Source organism: Paenibacillus caseinilyticus (assembly GCF_027533645.1).
In the GTDB taxonomy this organism is placed as follows: Bacteria; Bacillota; Bacilli; order Paenibacillales; family NBRC-103111; genus Paenibacillus_G; species Paenibacillus_G caseinilyticus.
Genome location: NZ_JAQAGY010000006.1, coordinates 89,138 through 106,250, shown reverse-complemented (window position 1 = coordinate 106,250; position 17,113 = coordinate 89,138). Strand labels below are relative to the sequence as shown.

Below are 17,113 nucleotides of genomic sequence, written 5' to 3'. Positions count from 1 at the left end.
CACTATCAGCCTATATGGAGGAGAATCCGGCCTATGGAACAAACCTTTCACGCGACGACGATCTTCGCCATCCGGCATCAAGGCAAGGGCGCCATTGCCGGAGACGGCCAAGTTACCTTCGGTAACTCGATGGTCATGAAGAGCCAGGCCAAGAAGGTCAGAAGATTATACCGCGGCAACGTCATCGCCGGATTCGCGGGATCGGTAGCGGATGCGATTACGCTGTTCGAGAAGTTCGAAGCGAAGCTCGAAGAACATCACGGGAATCTGCAGAGGGCAGCGGTGGAACTGACGAAGGATTGGAGACAGGACCGCGTGCTGCGCCGGCTTGAAGCCATGATGATCGTCATGGACCGCAGCGGCTTGCTGCTGCTCTCGGGCAATGGGGAGATCATCGAGCCGGATGACGGAATCCTGGCCATCGGTTCCGGCGGCAGTTTTGCGCTGGCCGCCGGGAGAGCGCTTCACCGTTATGCGCCGGGCATGGATGCCAAAGAGATCGCCCATGCGGCACTGACGATGGCCGCCGATATTTGCGTATTCACAAACCATAATATTATCGTGGAAGAAATCGAGTAATGTTAGTTTTGGTAGCGGAAGGCCATCCTATACAGGGAGGTTATAACGAGTGAAGCCATCAGCCTTGACTCCCAAACAAATCGTAGCCGAGCTTGACAAATATATCGTAGGCCAGAAGCAAGCCAAAAAATCCGTCGCTGTGGCCCTCCGTAACCGCCACCGCCGGAGTCTGCTCGACGAATCGATCCGTGACGAGATCGTGCCGAAGAACATCCTCATGATTGGCCCTACAGGCGTCGGCAAAACGGAGATTGCACGGCGTTTGGCCAAATTGGTTGGCGCCCCTTTCGTCAAGGTGGAGGCGACGAAGTTTACCGAGGTCGGTTATGTGGGCCGTGACGTCGAGTCGATGGTCCGCGACCTGGTCGAAACCTCCATCCGTATGGTGAAAGCTGAGAAGACGGAGAAGCTCAAGGACCGTGCGGAGCAGATGGTGCTGGACCGTCTGGTCCTCATCCTCGCCCCGAATCCTGCCAAGAACCGCAGCCAGCGCAATCCGCTGGAAATGCTGTTCGGCCAGCAGCAGGGAGGGGGTGCCCCGTCGTACAGCGAGCCTGACGAAACGGCAGACGCCTCCTTGACGGCCCGGCGCAAGGAAATTCGCGAGAAGCTGCTCCGCGGCGAGCTGGAGGGGGAAGTCATCGAGATCGAAGTGGAAGACAGCTCGCCTTCGATGCTGGATATGCTGGCCGGTCAAGGGAACGAGCAGGCCGGCATGAACATGCAGGAACTGTTCGGCTCCCTGATGCCGAAGCGGACGAAGAAGCGGAAGCTTCCGATCCGCGAAGCGCGCAAGGTGCTGCTGCAGGAAGAGGCGCAGAAGCTGCTCGATATGGATGAAGTCATTCAGGAAGCGGTGCGCCGCGCCGAACAGGATGGTATCATCTTCATCGACGAGATCGACAAGATCGCAAGCTCCACACGGGGAAGCGGTCCCGATGTCTCGCGGGAAGGCGTACAACGGGATATTCTGCCCATCGTCGAAGGATCCACGATCATGACCAAATACGGGCCTGTGAAGACCGATTACGTGCTGTTTGTAGCCGCGGGTGCTTTCCATATAGCGAAGCCTTCTGACCTGATTCCCGAGCTGCAGGGACGGTTTCCGATCCGGGTGGAGCTCAGCTCGTTGACCCAGGAAGACTTCGTGCTGATTCTCAGAGAGCCGAAGAACGCACTGACGAAGCAGTATACGGCACTGCTCGAGACCGAAGGCATCCGGGTGGAGTTCTCCGATGATGCCATACTGGAGATCGCGCGCATCGCTGCCGAGGTCAATGTCAACTCGGATAATATCGGAGCGAGACGCTTGCATACAATCCTCGAGAAGCTGCTCGAGGACCTCTCCTACGAGGCGCCGGATATCACCCTGGAGAGCATCGTTATTTCACCGGAGTACGTCAGAGAGAAGCTGTCCGGTATCGTGCAGAACAGGGATTTAAGCCAGTACATTTTGTAATTGGAATTTTGGAGGCAGAAACATGACATTATTGATGAAGACCCGGAGGCTGAACAAACTGCTGCAAAAAGAAGCGGGTCACGCGGTCTCCTTTACGGATATGGCCTCGGTGCTCAGCGACATTTCGCAAGCGGATATCTACGTGATCAGCCGGAAAGGAAAGGTGCTGGGGAGCGCGTTTTCATCACTGGATGGAGATTTGCTAGTTCATTCGTCCGTCCTGCAGGAGAACCGATTTCCTTCGGAATACAACCAGCTGCTGCTGAAGGTGGAGGAGACCTCGTCGAATCTTGCAGGCGGGAGTGCTTACGATGTGTTCGGCAATCACTCGGGGGAGGAAGATTTCTATATCACCATCGTGCCGGTGATCGGCGGCGGGGATCGTCTCGGGACGTTAGTCCTAACGAAGCGGGGCGGCGCATTCATCGACGACGATCTAGTGATGGCGGAGTACGGCTCCACGGTCGTAGCTATGGAGATTCTCCGCGAGAAGGCGGAGCGCATCGAGATCGAAGCCAGAGGCAAAGCGGTGGTTCAGGTGGCCGTTGGATCGCTGTCTTTCAGCGAGCTGGAAGCGGTAGAGCATATTTTTGAGGTGCTCGATGGGCACGAAGGTCTGCTTGTGGCCAGCAAAATTGCCGATCGCGTGGGGATAACCCGGTCTGTGATCGTCAATGCGCTCCGGAAGCTTGAGAGTGCCGGCGTGATCGAAACTAGGTCCTTAGGCATGAAAGGGACCTATATTCGGGTGCTTAACGATCAACTAATGCCCGGAATCCAGAGCGTAAAGTCATAAACAGCGTGATATATGATACAAACAAATACCTTGTAGAGCCCTATATGAAAATATAGGGCTTTTTTCTTATTGTAAACATTTCCAAAAGTCCTCAATATAGAGTCTAGTTCGTTAATTCTACAAATTTCTCCCTTGAATGCTATAAAGTATGGCGAAAAAAATGTCGAAACAAAGAAGGATATGCATGTGGTGTCGTTGAATACCTACGGGAGACTACGTAAGAGAAAGTGGGAGAGCGTCCATGAACATTATGAATAAATCAGGATTCAACCTGCTGGAGCGCTCGCTGGATGCGGCAGCTCTGCGGCAGAAAGTGATTGCAGATAACGTGGCGAATGTCGATACACCGAATTTCAAACGTTCGGATGTTCGTTTTGAAGAACTATTGGATCAAGAGATGAACGGAGGAGGTACCCTGGTAGGGAAGCGGACGGATGCCAAACACATTGAGATTGGCCGTTCCTCGCTGGGCACGCCTCAAACCGTACAAGATAGCCAGACCATCATGAACAACAATGGCAACAACGTAGATATCGATTATGAGATGGCACTGATGGCGAAGAACCAGCTTCGATACAACGTCATGGTTCAGCAGGTCAACAGCGAATTCAAAAAAATGAGAGCAGCCTTGGGGAGGTAATCTAGATGAAACTTTCAAACGGATTTGATATTAGTGCCTCGGCACTGACGGCGCAGCGCTTTCGGATGGATGTCATCTCGTCCAACATCGCCAATGCGGATTCCACCCGTGCAACGAACGTGAACGGCAAATGGGTGCCCTACCAGCGCAAGATGGTTACACTCGAGCCCAAGCAAAGCTTCTCCCAGACACTTCAGGGAGCCATGGGCGGTGCGCAGCAGAGCGGCACGGCCGGCGAAGGCGTACGGGTGACGAAAGTCGTCGGAGATACGACGCCGTTCAAGCAAGTGTACAACCCGACGCATCCGGATGCGGACGAGAACGGATTTGTGATGCTTCCCAATGTGGATATTGCCAAAGAGATGGTCGATATGATCTCCGCTACGCGCTCGTATGAAGCAAACGTGACGGCACTGAACGCATCCAAATCTTTAATTGGAAAAGCGCTTGAAATCGGAAGATAAAAAACCTAGTATAAAGGAGCTCAAAGCCCATGATTAATAAATTGAGCCTGCAGCCTCAGAACATCGTGAGCGCAGTGCAGCCGAAGAACACGACTACGAGTGCTGCTGAAGTTGCGGATGGTTTCGGCAAGTTCCTGACAACCGCAATTGAAGATCTCAATCAAGGCCAAGCTCAAGTAGACAAGCTCAATGCTTCCTTCATTAAAGGGGAGACGACGGATGTGCACCAGATCATGATCGCATCCGAGAAAGCTTCGCTTGGACTCGAAATGACGGTGCAAGTGAGAAACAAGATCATCGAAGCCTACCAGGAAATCATGCGCATGCAAGTATAAAGAGAAGGCCGGGACGAATTGCTTGCAATAATCGCCAGTGTGATGATCGTCATATGGCGGCCCGGACATATCGGTTATAGTTTGGATGAAAGCTTCGCCCGGTTGACGAATTCGTTCCAAGCCAAAGGAACCAGGTCATTGAAGCCTTCCAGGATAACATGCGGATGCAGGTTAGATGATTACGATCCTTATAAGAAAATGGGGTGAAATGGTGAACGAGAATTTACTCCAAGCTTGGAGCCGAACGAAACAATATTGGAGCCAGTTCAGCAAGATGCAGAAAACCACCATCATTGCAACGGTGATGATCGTCTTACTGAGTCTCGGACTCATCAGTTATAATTTCTCGAAGACGGAATACGCCCTGGCTTACACCAACTTGCAGCCGAGCGATGCGGCGTCGATTAAGACGTATCTGGACGGAGCGAAGATCCCGTACCAGTTAAGCGAGGACGGCAAGAGTATCGGCGTTCCCCGCAGCGAGGTGGCCAGCGTGAAGCTTGCCATTGAGTCGCAGGGCCTGAACAAGACCGGTAACGTTGGTTATGGCGCGTTCAGCGAGAGCTCCACATTCGGTACAACCGACCAGGAGTTCAACGTCAAATACGTGAACGCCGTGCAAGGTGAGCTTCAGCAGCTTATTAACTCCAACCAGGCGATTGCAAGCTCGAAAGTGTTGATCTCCATGCCGGAGAAGGAAGTGTTCCTTCGTGCGGGAGAAGAGCAGGAGAAAGCGACGGCTTCCGTTGTGCTCGATGTGAAGCCCGGTTATACGCTGGACCAGACTAAGGTAGATACGCTCTATAACCTGGTATCGCACAGTATCAAGGGACTTCCGGTCGAGAACATTACGATCTCCGACCAGAACGGCGACCTGCTCGAGTACTCCAAAGGCCAAAGCAAGGTGGCCGGTGCTTCGAACCTGGCGCTTCAACAGTTCGAGATTAACAGCCAGTTCAAGAATGATGTGCAGAAGAACGTACAGCAGATGCTCGGATCGATCTTCGGTAAAGACAAAGTTATCGTAAGTGTGTTCTCGACGATGAACTTCGACCAGAAGAGTTCGAAGAACCAGCTCGTGACGGCTCCGAACCAAGCCGATCAGAAGGGGCTTGAGATTTCGACGCAGGAAATTCAGAAGAACTCCACCTCTAACGGCGGTGCTGCCGGCGGTGTAGCCGGTACGGGCGAGACGGATGTACCGGGTTATCAAGGTGCAGCTACCAGCGGCAATGCCCAGTCGGAAGAGCTGCAGCGTACCGTGAACTATGAAGTGAACCGCATTACGGAAGAGATCGTAGCGACGCCTTACGTGGTGAAGGACTTGACGATCAACGTCGGCGTAGAGCCTCCGGATCCGGCGGATCCGAATTCGCTCAGCGATGCGACGATGACTGAAGTAAACACAATTCTCCAGAATGTCGTCCGCGCCGCTTTGGCTGATAATGGACAAACAATCACAGACGCCGATTTGGCAAAGAAAGTAACGGTTGTTAAACACACGTTCGCTAAAACGAATGAAGCAGCAACTACAGATACGAACACGATGCTGCTGTATGGCGGTTTGGGCGGCTTGGCTCTGGCGCTTGTCGCTGTAGGTGCATTCTTCATGATGCGCAAACGCAAGAAGGCTGCTACAGTAGAAGAAGAAATGATCGTGAACGATGCAGCGGCCACTCGCGTTGAGTTCCCTACGATCGGCATGGAAAACAATAATGAGAACCAAGTGCGCAAACAGCTCGAACAGCTGGCGAAGAAAAAGCCGGAAGAGTTCGTGAACCTGCTTCGTACCTGGTTAGCAGAAGAATAGAGGTGTAGAAGATTTGGCTAAAGTACAAACATCGGGTTTGACCGGCCGACAGAAAGCCGCAATCTTGCTCATCAGCTTGGGACCGGAAGTGTCTGCGCAAATCTTCAAGAACCTGAGGGACGAAGAGATCGAGCAGCTCACGTTGGAAATAGCCAATGTCCGTAAAGTGGATGCAGGGGAGAAGGATGCGATCCTCTCCGAGTTCCATCAAATCTGCATGGCACAGGAGTTCATCTCCCAAGGCGGTATCTCCTACGCTAAGGATATCCTGGAGAAGGCGCTGGGGTCAGCCAAGGCCTTCGATATCATCAACCGCTTGACGGCTACGCTGCAGGTTAGACCGTTCGACTTTGCCCGCAAAGCCGACCCGGGCCAGATCTTGAACTTTATCCAGAACGAGAATTCGCAGACCATTGCCCTCGTGCTGGCTTACCTACAGCCGGAGCAGGCTTCTATCATTCTGTCGTCGCTTCCGCAGGAGAAGCAGGCCGATGTGGCGAAGCGGATCGCTCTGATGGACAGCACGTCACCGGAAGTCATCTCCCAAGTGGAGCGTGTGCTTGAACAGAAGCTCTCCGCGACCGTTACGCAGGACTATACGAATGCCGGCGGCATTACTTCGGTGGTATCGATCCTGAACGGGGTCGACCGCGGTACGGAACGTACGATTCTCGATTCGCTCGAGATTCAAGATCCGGAACTGGCCGAAGAGATCAAGAAGCGCATGTTCGTCTTCGAAGACATCGTCAACATCGACGACCGTTCGATCCAGCGGATTATCCGCGATATCGAGAATGCCGATCTGCAGCTTGCGCTTAAAGTGGCAAGCGAGGAAGTGCGCGAATCGATCTTCAAGAACATGTCGAAGCGTATGGCCGAGACGTTCCGCGAAGAAATGGAGTTCATGGGTCCTGTACGTCTGCGTGACGTGGAGGAAGCCCAGACCCGCATTGTAGCGACGATCAGAAGACTCGAAGAGTCCGGGGAAATCATCATCGCACGCGGCGGAGGAGATGATATCATTGTCTAATATCATCAAGTTCTTTCAATACAAGCCGGTGGACGACAACAGCCAGAAGGTCGTTGTGGCCCACCCGCAGCACTTTGGTGTTCTTGATAACGAACAAACGATCCAGAAAACTTCGCCAGCCGAAAGCCCGGAAGTGATCGAAGCGCTGCAGATGAAAGACCAGATTCTCCAGGATGCGGAGTCTTTCGCTGAAGAGCAGGTCCGCGCAGCGATGGATGAAACGGCAGCGCTGAAAGAACAGGCGCAAGCCGACATCGAAGCCTGGTGGAATGAGCGGCGCGAGCTGGACCAGGAAACGGTCGAGGCGGCGATGGATCAAGGGTTCACGCAGGGCTATGAAGAGGGCCTGTCCCGCGCCGAAACCGAGCTGAGAGAGAAGTATGATGCGATGCTGCAGGAAGCTTCCTCGATCTTGGAGCAGGCTTACGCGCTGAAGCAGCAGATTATTCAAGAGTCCGAACCGTTCCTGATCGATCTCAGCTGTTCCATCGCGGAGAAGATCGTAGCCCGGCAGCTCACGCTGGAGCCGGAGTGGACGGTCGATCTCATCCGCAAGACGCTGACCCGCCGCAAAGACACCGGCGTCATCGCGCTGTGTGTATCGCCTTCGCAGTTCCCGCTGATCCAAGATGCCAGAGAAGAGCTTCTGCTCCACATCGATTCGCAAGCCGAGCTGCAGATTATTCCGGACGGTTCGGTGCAGGATCACGGCTGTGTGATCCGTTCTTCCTTCGGAAGCATTGATTCCCGGATCGACACCCAGCTCAGCGAGATTAAGAATGCGCTCCGCCAAATTGCGATAAGAGGAGAGGAATCTTAATGATAGCTTCCCCTAACGCGCTGAAATATATCGAGCATCTTCAGGGAATGGATCCAGTCCGGGTGAACGGCAAGGTAACCCAGGTGATCGGGTTGACTGTGGAATCGGAAGGTCCGGACGCCAGCATCGGGGATCTGTGCTACATCTATCCGCACAAATCCAATAAGCCGCTGAAAGCGGAAGTTGTAGGCTTCAAGAACAACAAGGTCATCTTGATGCCGCTTGGCGAGCTGGATTCGATCGGACCGGGCTGCGATGTCGTGGGGACAGGCAAGCCGCTTAGCGTACAAGTCGGACACGAGCTGCTCGGCAAGGTGCTCGATGGTCTCGGACAACCGATGGACGGATCGTTCCTGCCTTCCCGGATGGCCCAGTATTCCACAAATAATGCGCCGAGCAATCCATTGACCCGTCCGCGAGTGCTTGAGCCGATCTCCGTTGGTGTCCGCTGTATCGATGGACTGCTTACGATCGGCAAAGGTCAGCGTGTCGGTATTTTTGCAGGTTCTGGTGTAGGTAAAAGTACCTTAATGGGGATGATCGCTCGGAACACGTCGGCAGACGTGAACGTGATCGCCTTGATCGGGGAGCGGGGCAGAGAGGTGCTGGACTTTATCGAGCGCGATCTCGGACCCGAAGGCTTAGCCCGGTCAGTCGTGATCGTGGCCACTTCGGACCAGCCGGCGCTGATCCGGATTAAGGCCTCCCTCATCGCAACCAGCATTGCCGAGTACTTCCGCGACCGCGGTCTTAACGTCATGATGATGATGGACTCGGTCACCCGTTTTGCGATGGCCCAGCGTGAGGTCGGACTTGCGGTCGGCGAACCGCCGGCGACACGGGGATATACGCCTTCGGTATTCGCAATGCTGCCGAAGCTCCTAGAGCGTTCCGGCAACGGACCGAAGGGCTCCATTACCGCTTTCTACACGGTTCTGGTCGATGGGGATGATATGAATGAACCGATTGCCGATGCGGTGCGGGGGATACTCGACGGTCATATCGTACTGAACCGTGCAATCGCGAACCGGGGGCATTACCCGGCGATCGATGTGCTGGCGAGTGTCTCTCGTGTGATGAAAGAAATCGTGCCGAAGGATCAGCAGCTGGCGTCGGAGAATTTGAAGCGGCTGATGGCCACGTATAAAGATTCGGAGGACCTGGTCAATATCGGGGCGTACCAAAGGGGATCGAATCCGGATATTGACGAAGCGCTCGAGTCCATCCACTCCATCTGGGATTATACAAAGCAGCGTACCGACGACAAGTTGTCTTACGAGGAAGCCAGAGACCAGTTACTTCAACAATTCTACAAGGGATAGGTGAGCTATGCGGTTCCGGTACGCATTCCAGAAGATTGTGGATCTAAAGATCAATGAGAAGACCCAGGCCGAGTGGATGCTCTCCGAAGCCATCGGCCGTATGAAACAGGAGGAGTCTTCTCTCCTTGAGCTCGAGCGCTCCAAGCATTCCCTTCAGGAAGAACTGCAGGAAGCTTCTACCCAGCGGATCTCGGTGTCGGACCTGCTCTTGATGCAGAGCTATGTCGATTTCGTAGATACGAGAATTCAAGAAAAACATACCGATATCGAACGGGCCAAAACCGTGGTACAGTCTAAGCAGGATGATCTCACAGGCAAGATGCTCGAAGAGAAGGTATGGGCCAAAGCGAAGGAAAAAGCTTACCAGCGATTTTCGTTTGATCTGCTTAAAAAAGAGCAGGACGGCCTCGACGAGATGGCGACCAACCGCTACAAAGCGCCTTCCACCTATTAACGGTATCAAAATTATTCAGGAGGTGAAAGAATGGCTAAGGCGGATGCTGAACAAACAGGCTCGTATGGAGCCATGGAACGGTTTTTAATCTGGTTCCTCATCCCTTTTGTCTTCACGGCGGTGCTTCTAGGAGTGCTGCTGACCATCTTTGACTATGACGTCATGAACAGCGTACTCAGAACAGCGAACAAAATTCCTGTCGTCTCTACTTGGGTGCCGGATCCGAAGGATGAGGGCGCCAGTACAACGGTGACGCAAGAGGCGGCACCGAGCGAGGAGACCGCCGCCAAGGATGCGCAGGCGGCTGCCGATGCGGCGCTGCAGGCCAAAGACGAAGAACTGAAGAAGGCGGAAGCTGCGCTTCAGGAGAAAGACAAGACGATCAAGGAGCTCGAGAGCCAGAAGGCTTCCGAAGTGGAAGCGAAAGAAGCTGCCTCCGCCGAGGAAGAGTACGATAAGCAGATCCAGCAGCTGGCAAGCACTTATGCCAAGATGTCGGCCAGCAAATCGGCTCCGATCATGGAGCAGCTGACGACTGCCGAGCGAGTGCTGGTTCTCAGTAAAATGAAGACAGACGAGCGGGTCAAGGTTCTGGAGAAAATGGACCCGAAGATCGCAGCGGAAGCCTCGATTCTGCTGAAAGATCAAGTCAGCGTTAAAGACACGCAGATGGCCGCCCTTCAGGAGCGGGTGAAGGCACTCAGCGCACCGCAAGCGGGCACGACGGCTTCCGATAAACTCAGCAAGTCGGATCTTGGATCCACCTTCTCCACCATGGCTCCGAAAAGTGCGGCTACCGTACTGATGGAGATGCAGCGTTCGAACCCGGATAAGGTTTTATCCATCCTTGGCTCGATGGACAGTGCAGGCCGTTCCAAGATCTTGTCCGCCATTTCGGACCAGTCGAAGGAAACCGCCGCACTGATCTCAGCCAGGCTGGCTCAATAGATAAAGGAGGTGAAGGGACGAATGGAAATCGGAGCTTCCGCAACAACATCCAGAAACCTGCTTCAGGTAGGAACACCCGTTTCCAGCAGTTCCGTGAAATCCGCCGGCAGAGAGCGTGATGGATTCTCCACCGCACTCAAAGAAAAGCTCGGCGAACCGTCCAAAGCTGTAAAAGAGGCAACGAAAGACACAACGGCTTCTGCCGATGCGACAGTCAAGACCTCTTCTGCCGAAGCAGCACAGGCATCGTCCAAAACGCCCGCCGACGAAGAGAAGCTCGAAGCACTCGAGGAATTCATGCAGGAAGGCGACCCGGCAGAGGTCAATGCCCTGCTGGCCGACCCCGGCGTACAGGCGCTGCTTCAACAGCTGAGTGAGCTGCTGAAAGCGGGTCAAGCCGATGCAGGGACGACCGACGCAGCCGCCGAAGCAGTCGATGCGGCCGGCGCGCTCTTCGTCCCTCTGGCCGAAGCGGCAGCGGGCGGCATGCAGGCGGCGATTACGCCAGCCGCCTCCGAGGCGGTACCGGCTGCGATCGATGCAGCGGCCCTGCAGACTGTGGATGCGGCCGAGGCCGTTCAGATCCTCCAGGGGCTGCAGAAAGCCCTGAAGGAGGATGGGCAGCCGAAGCTGAAAGCGGCTCTGGAAGAGCTCGGAGCGGCCGTAAGCAAAGCTGCCGAATCCCAGACGGCATCAAAGCCCGCAGCGCAAATCGGGCAGCTGCTGCAGAAGCTGAACGGAGAGGCTGCTGTCACTAGCGACGTCAAAGCGCAGAGCAGCGATACAGCCTCCGGTCCGCTGCAAAAGCTTGAAACGTTGGCCGTGAAGCATGGGGCACCCCCGGCCGCCATGACAGCAGCTGCCGATGAAGGGGCACCGGCTGCCGAGGAACCGCTCTTTGTACCGCTGAACGCTGAAGCTGCTCCAGTCGATGCCACCGCACAACCGGCGGTAACGGTTCCCGATCTCCTGAAGCAGATCCAGTCAGGACAGGCGGTCAGCAAGATGCCGACGCTCCATATGCCTGCCGAGACGTTCACGGACGATATGACGCAGTTCGTGGCGGGTTCATTCCTCCTCGACAGCGGAGATGGCGGCATTACTGAAGCCAAGCTTTCCTTATATCCGCAGCACCTGGGCCACGTGGAAGTGAAGCTGACCATGCATAACGGCCAACTCATTGCTCAGTTTGCGGCAGACAGCGCGACAGGCAAGGATATGCTCGAGAGCCAGTTAGCCCAGCTGAAGCACTCGCTGCAGAGCCAGGGCATTCAAGTCGAGAAGCTGGAAGTCACGCAGAGCGCGAACGCCCAAGGATTCCAGTCCGGTATGTTCCAAGAGAAGGGCCAAGGCCAGCAGCCGCAGTCGAAGCAGAACCAGAAGGCGGCATCTGCCCGGATCGCAGCGCTCGGCGAGGAAGCATTCGGCGAAGAAGCGACCCAAACATCAGCTAGGCCGGCACGAGCAGGCAGCGGTATGATCGATGTCATAGCGTAAAAAGTTCAGCCGCGTTAGTATACCCTATAGGAGGTGATAGATATGTCCGATTCCTTGATTACATCAACAAAGAGCGCCATGACGTACTCCGCCACTTCCAAAGTATCCGAACCGAACAAAACGCTGGGGAAGGACGAGTTCCTGAAAATTTTGATCACACAGATGAAAAACCAGGACCCGACCCAGCCGCTGCAGGATAAAGAATTCATCGCTCAAATGGCGCAGTTCACATCCGTAGAGCAGCTGACGAACATGGGCAGCGAGATGAAGCTGCTTCGCCAGTCGCTTGGGTTCGCCTCTGGCCTTATCGGCAAGAACGTAACCTGGACCGAAGACGGAGCTGTGAAATCCGGTCTGGTAGATTCCATCGTAGTGAAGAACGGAGGCCAGTTCGCCAAAGTAGGCACGCAGGAAATTTCCATGGACCAGGTTAGCCAGATTTCGAACCCGGTGAGCGGGTCATGACCGACCGTATTACCGTAGGCCGCCTCTTTCCTAACCCGGCGACCCCCGGAGTCAACCGTCGTACGCCTGCCGAGACGGCAGGAAGCGGCAGTACGCCATCTTTTCAATCCGTTCTGCAGAACCGCCTTGTCCGATTCAGCCATCACGCGGAGCAGCGGCTGACCCAGAGGGGCATTGTGCTGGCACCGGAACAGCTGGCGAAGCTTTCGACCGCGATCGATCAGGCAGCGGCCAAAGGCGCCAAAGATTCGCTTATGCTGATCGGGGATGCGGCATTAATCGTCAATATCAAGAACCGTACGGTCGTTACGGCTATAGATAGCACTTCGATGAAAGACAATTTATTCACCCAAATTGACAGTGCCATGATAATTTCCTGATACAAAGACAGGCTGGACCGTTTACGGAAGCCAAGGTTGTGGACCGACTGAAACAACCATCGCAGCACACTACAACAACAGACGCTGCACCCGAAATGTTACCGGTGTGACAGACGTCATATGGGAGGACAACAATCTTATGTTAAGATCTCTTTATTCCGGTGTATCCGGTATGCGCGGTTTCCAAACGAAGCTGGATGTCATCGGTAACAATATCGCCAACGTCAACACGGTAGGCTTCAAGGCCGGCCGCGTGATGTTCAAGGACATCCTGAGCCAGACTGTGGCGGGCGTCAGCGCTCCGACCGATACGGCCGGCGGCGTGAACTCCAAGCAGGTCGGTCTCGGTGTAACGGTAGGCGCGATCGACACAATCCACACGCCAGGCAGTGCAATGACGACGAACGTCGTAACGGACCTGCGGATCAACGGTGACGGATTCTTCGCGGTATCGCAGGATGGCACAGCCGAGAATATGATGCTGACCCGTGACGGCAGCTTCCAGCTGGACGCTCAGCGCCGGATGGTGAACTCGAACGGGATGTTCGTCCTCGGAACCGGCGGAGAGCCGATTACGCTCGGTGAAGAGGTCACGGCGTTCACTATTGCGAACAATGGTGAAATCATTGGTACCGACGCTACAGGGACAGCGGCTTCGACAGGTCAGTTCATCGCGGTAGCGAAAGTAACGAACCCGGGCGGTCTCGAGAAAGTCGGCGGCAGCTTGTACCGCCAGACGCCGAACTCGGGCGAAGCGGTCGATCTCGGCGCCTCCATCGCAGGCGATACGGCTACCGGAACCGGTTCGGTCGTATCCGGGCAGCTCGAAATGTCGAACGTTGACCTCACGGGCGAGTTCACTGAGATGATCATCGCCCAGCGCGGCTTCCAATCGAACTCCCGGATTATTACGACTTCCGATGAGATTCTGCAAGAAGTGGTTAACCTTAAGAGATAATAACGGATAATAGATAAACACCGGGTTCACAGGGGGAGCGTGACTCTCCCTGCCATAACCCCCGGACGGAGGTACAAGGATGGTACAGCTTACCCGATTGAACGGCAGTCCGTTGCACGTGAACGCCCTGCTGATCGAGAGCATCGAGGCAACGCCGGACACCATGATTTCTCTCGTCACAGGGAAGAAGATTATGGTTCTGGAGCCGGTTGCCGATGTAGTCGTCTCCATCCAGCGGTTCCTGGGCACGATTGGACTGGTTGGCAGCACGATCAAAAGCTTGGAAACGGAGGAGTCCTAGTGTTTAAAAGTAAAATATTTATCATGGTCGTAGCCATACTTATTGCGATAACATTGATTCTGACAGCGGCGTTCGTACTGTGGAACTACATGGACAAGTCCAGTGACCCTGAGGCACAGGCTCAACATACAGCAGAGCAGGTTAAACCGAAGAAGAAGCTGAAGCCGGAAGAGATTAAGGCGAACACAGCCGTCATGAAGGATGTGCTGACGAACCTCTCGGGCGGCAGCAAGTTCATTAAAGTAAGCCTCGCTTTCGAACTCGAGAGCGCAGACGGCAAAGCAGCCTTCGACCTGATGGATTCGCAGATGAAGGCGGTCGTGATTCAGACCCTCGCCGATATGAAGCCCGAAGATGTGACGGGCAGCAAAGGCTTCGATAACCTCGGAGCGGCGCTTATGAACAAGATGAACCCGATGCTTGAAGAAGGAAACAAACTCTCGCGCATCATGGTTACCGATATCGTACTTCAATAACAAATCCTGATTTACCAGGAGGTGACGCTCATGGTTGATGTGCTTTCTCAAAATGAGATTGACGCCCTGCTCGCGGCGCTTTCCTCTGGAGAGATGGATGCGGAAGAGCTCAAGAAAGAAGAGACGCAGAAGAAAGTGCGCGCTTATGACTTCAAAAGAGCTGTTCGCTTCTCCAAAGACCATATTCGCAGCTTGACCCGGATTCACGAGAACTTTGCAAGGTTTCTGACGACTTACTTCTCGGCTCAACTCCGGACGTTCGTTCAAATCAACGTAGTGCAGGTGGAGCAGCTGCCTTACGACGAGTTCATCCGTTCCATTCCGAAGATGACGATCTTGAACATCTTCGAGGCCGAGCCGCTCGAAGGGCGCATGGTGCTTGAGGTTCATCCGAACGTGGCCTTCGCGATGCTGGACCGTCTGCTGGGCGGAGCGGGAACATCGCCGAGCAAGATTAACGCTTTGACCGAGATCGAGACGATCGTGATGGAGCGGATTTTCTCCCGGGCCTTTGAGAGCCTGCAGGAGGCATGGAAAACGGTCATTGATCTGGAGCCAAGACTTGAGGCGCTGGAGACCAACCCGCAGTTCATGCAGATCGTATCGCCCAACGAAACGATTGCTCTCATCTCGCTGAGCACGAAGATCGGCGACACGACGGGGATGATTAACCTGTGTATCCCGCACGTGGTCATCGAGCCGATCATGCCGAGATTGTCCGTGCACCACTGGTTCGTCTCGCAGAAGAAAACCAGTGCGCCGGAAGAACAGAGCGCCCTGCAGTCGAGGCTTCATAAAGCGAAGCTGCCGATCATAGCAGAGCTGGGGAGCTCGACCATATCCGTCGGTGAATTTTTGAACCTGAATGCCGGAGATGTCATCCCCCTTACCAAGTCCGTAGACCAGCCGCTGGATATTCGCATCGGAGAGAAGTTGAAGTTCTACGGAACACCGGGAACCGCCAAAGGGAAGCTGGCCGTGCAGATCAGCGAAATCATAAACGAAGGAGTGGAAGAGCATGACGAATAAAGACTACTTGTCCCAGGAAGAAATCGACGCCTTGTTGAAGCAATCTTCGGACGGCGGATCGGATGAGGACAGCGTGGGCGGTTCCGGATCGGTTCCCGCGGCAGAAGATTACCTGACCTCCTTGGAACAAGATGCGCTCGGCGAGATCGGGAACATTACCTTCGGCAGTGCCGCCACCGCCCTGTCTACGCTGCTTGGCAAGAAAGTGGATATCACCACACCGAAAGTGTCCGTGATTGCGCGGGACGACCTGATGCTTGAGTTTCCGAAGCCTCATGTGGCCATTAACGTCAACTATGTCGACGGGTTTGACGGCGTCAACCTGCTCGTCATTAAGAAGATCGATGCCCAGGTCATCGCCAATCTGATGATGGGTGGAGACGGCACGAACGTACAGGAAGAAGAACTGACCGAGATCCACGTCAGCGCCGTACAGGAAGCGATGAATCAGATGATGGGCTCCTCGGCGACCTCGATGTCCACGATTTTTAACCGGTTTGTTAATATTTCACCACCGGGTATCGACATAATAAACTTGTCGGAAGGTCAGGACATGACCACGATCCCGCAGGAAGATGTGTTCATCAAGATCTCGTTCCGTCTCACGATCGGCGACCTGATCGATTCGAACATCATGCAGCTGCTCCCCGTGGCGTTCGCTAAAGAGATGGTGGGCATCCTGATGGGCGGCACCTCGGTCGAAGAGGTGGCAGCAGCCGTCGCCGCACCGGCACCGGCCGCCGCACCGGCAGCAGCTCACGCCGCTCAGGCTGCACCGGCCGCAGTCCATGCCGCACCGGCGGCAGCCCACGCGGCGCCTCCACAGCCGGCTTACCCGGGCTACGACCCGTACGCAGCTCCGGCTGCAGGCATGCAGCCGCCGATGATGCCCCAGCAGCCTTACGGGCATCCTGGCTACGGACAGCCGATGTATCCGCCGATGGGCGCACCGATGTACCCGCCGCAGCCAGCCGGTTACGGTATGCCGGCAGGCCGCAACGTGAATGTCCAGCCAGCCCAGTTCAGCTCCTTCCAAGCGCCGAACATGATGCAGGCAGATGACACGAACCTGAACTTGCTGCTCGATATTCCGCTGAAAGTGACCGTGGAGCTTGGCCGCACGAACAAAGTCATAAAAGACATTTTGGAACTTTCGCAAGGATCGATTATTGAACTGGATAAATTGGCGGGTGAGCCGGTCGATATTCTGGTTAATAATAAATTGATTGCCAAAGGCGAGGTTGTCGTTATCGATGAGAACTTCGGTGTCCGTGTAACCGACATTGTGAACCAGATGGATCGCTTGCAAAAGTTGAATCTCTAACAAAATTTATTAAGATCCCTAGGAGG

General features: G+C 54.7%; 20 protein-coding genes. All 20 read left to right on the top strand.

Translation table 11 applies throughout. The features are described from left to right. Positions 1-33: 33 nt before the first annotated feature. Positions 34-579, top strand: coding sequence for an ATP-dependent protease subunit HslV (hslV, locus tag O9H32_RS11300; RefSeq protein ID WP_269866198.1), 546 nt, complete (start codon positions 34-36; stop codon positions 577-579). Between the two features lie 49 nt (positions 580-628). Continuing rightward, complete coding sequence (hslU, locus tag O9H32_RS11295; RefSeq protein WP_269866197.1) at positions 629-2,038, top strand: ATP-dependent protease ATPase subunit HslU; 1,410 nt, start codon at positions 629-631, stop codon at positions 2,036-2,038. Positions 2,039-2,060: 22 nt separating this feature from the next. Next, positions 2,061-2,834 (top strand): GTP-sensing pleiotropic transcriptional regulator CodY, encoded by a 774-nt coding sequence (codY, locus tag O9H32_RS11290; protein ID WP_269866196.1) that lies wholly within the window; start codon positions 2,061-2,063, stop codon positions 2,832-2,834. A gap of 241 nt (positions 2,835-3,075) precedes the next feature. Beyond that, complete coding sequence (gene flgB / locus O9H32_RS11285; RefSeq protein WP_269866195.1) at positions 3,076-3,474, top strand: flagellar basal body rod protein FlgB; 399 nt, start codon at positions 3,076-3,078, stop codon at positions 3,472-3,474. A gap of 5 nt (positions 3,475-3,479) precedes the next feature. Beyond that, complete coding sequence (gene flgC, locus O9H32_RS11280; protein ID WP_269866194.1) at positions 3,480-3,938, top strand: flagellar basal body rod protein FlgC; 459 nt, start codon at positions 3,480-3,482, stop codon at positions 3,936-3,938. A 29-nt stretch (positions 3,939-3,967) separates the two neighbouring features. Further along, complete coding sequence (fliE, locus tag O9H32_RS11275; RefSeq protein ID WP_269866193.1) at positions 3,968-4,273, top strand: flagellar hook-basal body complex protein FliE; 306 nt, start codon at positions 3,968-3,970, stop codon at positions 4,271-4,273. A gap of 175 nt (positions 4,274-4,448) precedes the next feature. Further along, a complete protein-coding gene (gene fliF, locus O9H32_RS11270; protein WP_269866192.1) occupies positions 4,449-6,083 on the top strand; it encodes a flagellar basal-body MS-ring/collar protein FliF in 1,635 nt (544 codons plus the stop codon). Between the two features lie 13 nt (positions 6,084-6,096). Next, the gene (gene fliG, locus O9H32_RS11265; RefSeq protein ID WP_269866191.1) at positions 6,097-7,113 is read left to right on the top strand and encodes a flagellar motor switch protein FliG; all 1,017 of its coding nucleotides are present in this window, start codon (positions 6,097-6,099) and stop codon (positions 7,111-7,113) included. Next, positions 7,106-7,933 carry a FliH/SctL family protein gene (locus tag O9H32_RS11260; protein ID WP_269866190.1) on the top strand — a complete coding sequence of 276 codons (828 nt, stop codon included), beginning with the start codon at positions 7,106-7,108 and terminating at the stop codon, positions 7,931-7,933. Before fliG ends, O9H32_RS11260 begins: the two co-directional genes overlap by 8 nt. Beyond that, a complete protein-coding gene (gene fliI / locus O9H32_RS11255) occupies positions 7,933-9,255 on the top strand; it encodes a flagellar protein export ATPase FliI (RefSeq protein ID WP_269866189.1) in 1,323 nt (440 codons plus the stop codon). Before O9H32_RS11260 ends, fliI begins: the two co-directional genes overlap by 1 nt. Before the next feature lie 7 nt (positions 9,256-9,262). Then, positions 9,263-9,709, top strand: a complete 447-nt coding sequence (gene fliJ / locus O9H32_RS11250) for a flagellar export protein FliJ (protein ID WP_269866188.1) — start codon at positions 9,263-9,265, stop codon at positions 9,707-9,709. A gap of 30 nt (positions 9,710-9,739) precedes the next feature. Further along, positions 9,740-10,657, top strand: a complete 918-nt coding sequence (locus O9H32_RS11245; RefSeq protein WP_269866187.1) for a MotE family protein — start codon at positions 9,740-9,742, stop codon at positions 10,655-10,657. A gap of 21 nt (positions 10,658-10,678) precedes the next feature. Then, positions 10,679-12,154 (top strand): flagellar hook-length control protein FliK, encoded by a 1,476-nt coding sequence (locus O9H32_RS11240; protein WP_269866186.1) that lies wholly within the window; start codon positions 10,679-10,681, stop codon positions 12,152-12,154. A 42-nt stretch (positions 12,155-12,196) separates the two neighbouring features. After that, positions 12,197-12,619, top strand: a complete 423-nt coding sequence (gene flgD, locus O9H32_RS11235) for a flagellar hook assembly protein FlgD (RefSeq protein WP_269866185.1) — start codon at positions 12,197-12,199, stop codon at positions 12,617-12,619. Beyond that, on the top strand, positions 12,616-12,999 hold the full coding sequence (locus tag O9H32_RS11230; protein ID WP_269866183.1) for a TIGR02530 family flagellar biosynthesis protein: 384 nt from the start codon (positions 12,616-12,618) through the stop codon (positions 12,997-12,999). Before flgD ends, O9H32_RS11230 begins: the two co-directional genes overlap by 4 nt. A gap of 139 nt (positions 13,000-13,138) precedes the next feature. Beyond that, positions 13,139-13,957: a flagellar basal body rod protein FlgG gene (flgG, locus tag O9H32_RS11225; protein ID WP_269866182.1), complete on the top strand. Its 819-nt coding sequence runs from the start codon at positions 13,139-13,141 to the stop codon at positions 13,955-13,957. Between the two features lie 79 nt (positions 13,958-14,036). Continuing rightward, positions 14,037-14,258, top strand: coding sequence for a flagellar FlbD family protein (locus tag O9H32_RS11220; protein WP_269866181.1), 222 nt, complete (start codon positions 14,037-14,039; stop codon positions 14,256-14,258). Next, positions 14,258-14,734 carry a flagellar basal body-associated FliL family protein gene (locus O9H32_RS11215; RefSeq protein ID WP_269866180.1) on the top strand — a complete coding sequence of 159 codons (477 nt, stop codon included), beginning with the start codon at positions 14,258-14,260 and terminating at the stop codon, positions 14,732-14,734. The genes O9H32_RS11220 and O9H32_RS11215 overlap by 1 nt, the downstream gene beginning before the upstream one ends. A 30-nt stretch (positions 14,735-14,764) precedes the next feature. Then, positions 14,765-15,763 (top strand): flagellar motor switch protein FliM, encoded by a 999-nt coding sequence (gene fliM, locus O9H32_RS11210; RefSeq protein WP_269866179.1) that lies wholly within the window; start codon positions 14,765-14,767, stop codon positions 15,761-15,763. Further along, positions 15,753-17,087 (top strand): flagellar motor switch phosphatase FliY, encoded by a 1,335-nt coding sequence (gene fliY, locus O9H32_RS11205; RefSeq protein ID WP_269866178.1) that lies wholly within the window; start codon positions 15,753-15,755, stop codon positions 17,085-17,087. Before fliM ends, fliY begins: the two co-directional genes overlap by 11 nt. The last annotated feature ends 26 nt before the right edge of the window (positions 17,088-17,113 follow it).

What these genes read in the sequence shown, in the direction of transcription:
- hslV (WP_269866198.1), top strand. Translation starts at nt 34, where the DNA reads ATGGAACAAACCTTTCACGCGACGACGATCTTCGCCATCCGGCATCAA.
- codY (WP_269866196.1), top strand. Translation starts at nt 2,061, where the DNA reads ATGACATTATTGATGAAGACCCGGAGGCTGAACAAACTGCTGCAAAAA.
- flgB (WP_269866195.1), top strand. Translation starts at nt 3,076, where the DNA reads ATGAACATTATGAATAAATCAGGATTCAACCTGCTGGAGCGCTCGCTG.
- flgC (WP_269866194.1), top strand. Translation starts at nt 3,480, where the DNA reads ATGAAACTTTCAAACGGATTTGATATTAGTGCCTCGGCACTGACGGCG.
- fliE (WP_269866193.1), top strand. Translation starts at nt 3,968, where the DNA reads ATGATTAATAAATTGAGCCTGCAGCCTCAGAACATCGTGAGCGCAGTG.
- fliF (WP_269866192.1), top strand. Translation starts at nt 4,449, where the DNA reads ATGATTACGATCCTTATAAGAAAATGGGGTGAAATGGTGAACGAGAAT.
- fliI (WP_269866189.1), top strand. Translation starts at nt 7,933, where the DNA reads ATGATAGCTTCCCCTAACGCGCTGAAATATATCGAGCATCTTCAGGGA.
- fliJ (WP_269866188.1), top strand. Translation starts at nt 9,263, where the DNA reads ATGCGGTTCCGGTACGCATTCCAGAAGATTGTGGATCTAAAGATCAAT.
- O9H32_RS11245 (WP_269866187.1), top strand. Translation starts at nt 9,740, where the DNA reads ATGGCTAAGGCGGATGCTGAACAAACAGGCTCGTATGGAGCCATGGAA.
- O9H32_RS11240 (WP_269866186.1), top strand. Translation starts at nt 10,679, where the DNA reads ATGGAAATCGGAGCTTCCGCAACAACATCCAGAAACCTGCTTCAGGTA.
- flgD (WP_269866185.1), top strand. Translation starts at nt 12,197, where the DNA reads ATGTCCGATTCCTTGATTACATCAACAAAGAGCGCCATGACGTACTCC.
- O9H32_RS11230 (WP_269866183.1), top strand. Translation starts at nt 12,616, where the DNA reads ATGACCGACCGTATTACCGTAGGCCGCCTCTTTCCTAACCCGGCGACC.
- flgG (WP_269866182.1), top strand. Translation starts at nt 13,139, where the DNA reads ATGTTAAGATCTCTTTATTCCGGTGTATCCGGTATGCGCGGTTTCCAA.
- O9H32_RS11220 (WP_269866181.1), top strand. Translation starts at nt 14,037, where the DNA reads ATGGTACAGCTTACCCGATTGAACGGCAGTCCGTTGCACGTGAACGCC.
- fliM (WP_269866179.1), top strand. Translation starts at nt 14,765, where the DNA reads ATGGTTGATGTGCTTTCTCAAAATGAGATTGACGCCCTGCTCGCGGCG.
- fliY (WP_269866178.1), top strand. Translation starts at nt 15,753, where the DNA reads ATGACGAATAAAGACTACTTGTCCCAGGAAGAAATCGACGCCTTGTTG.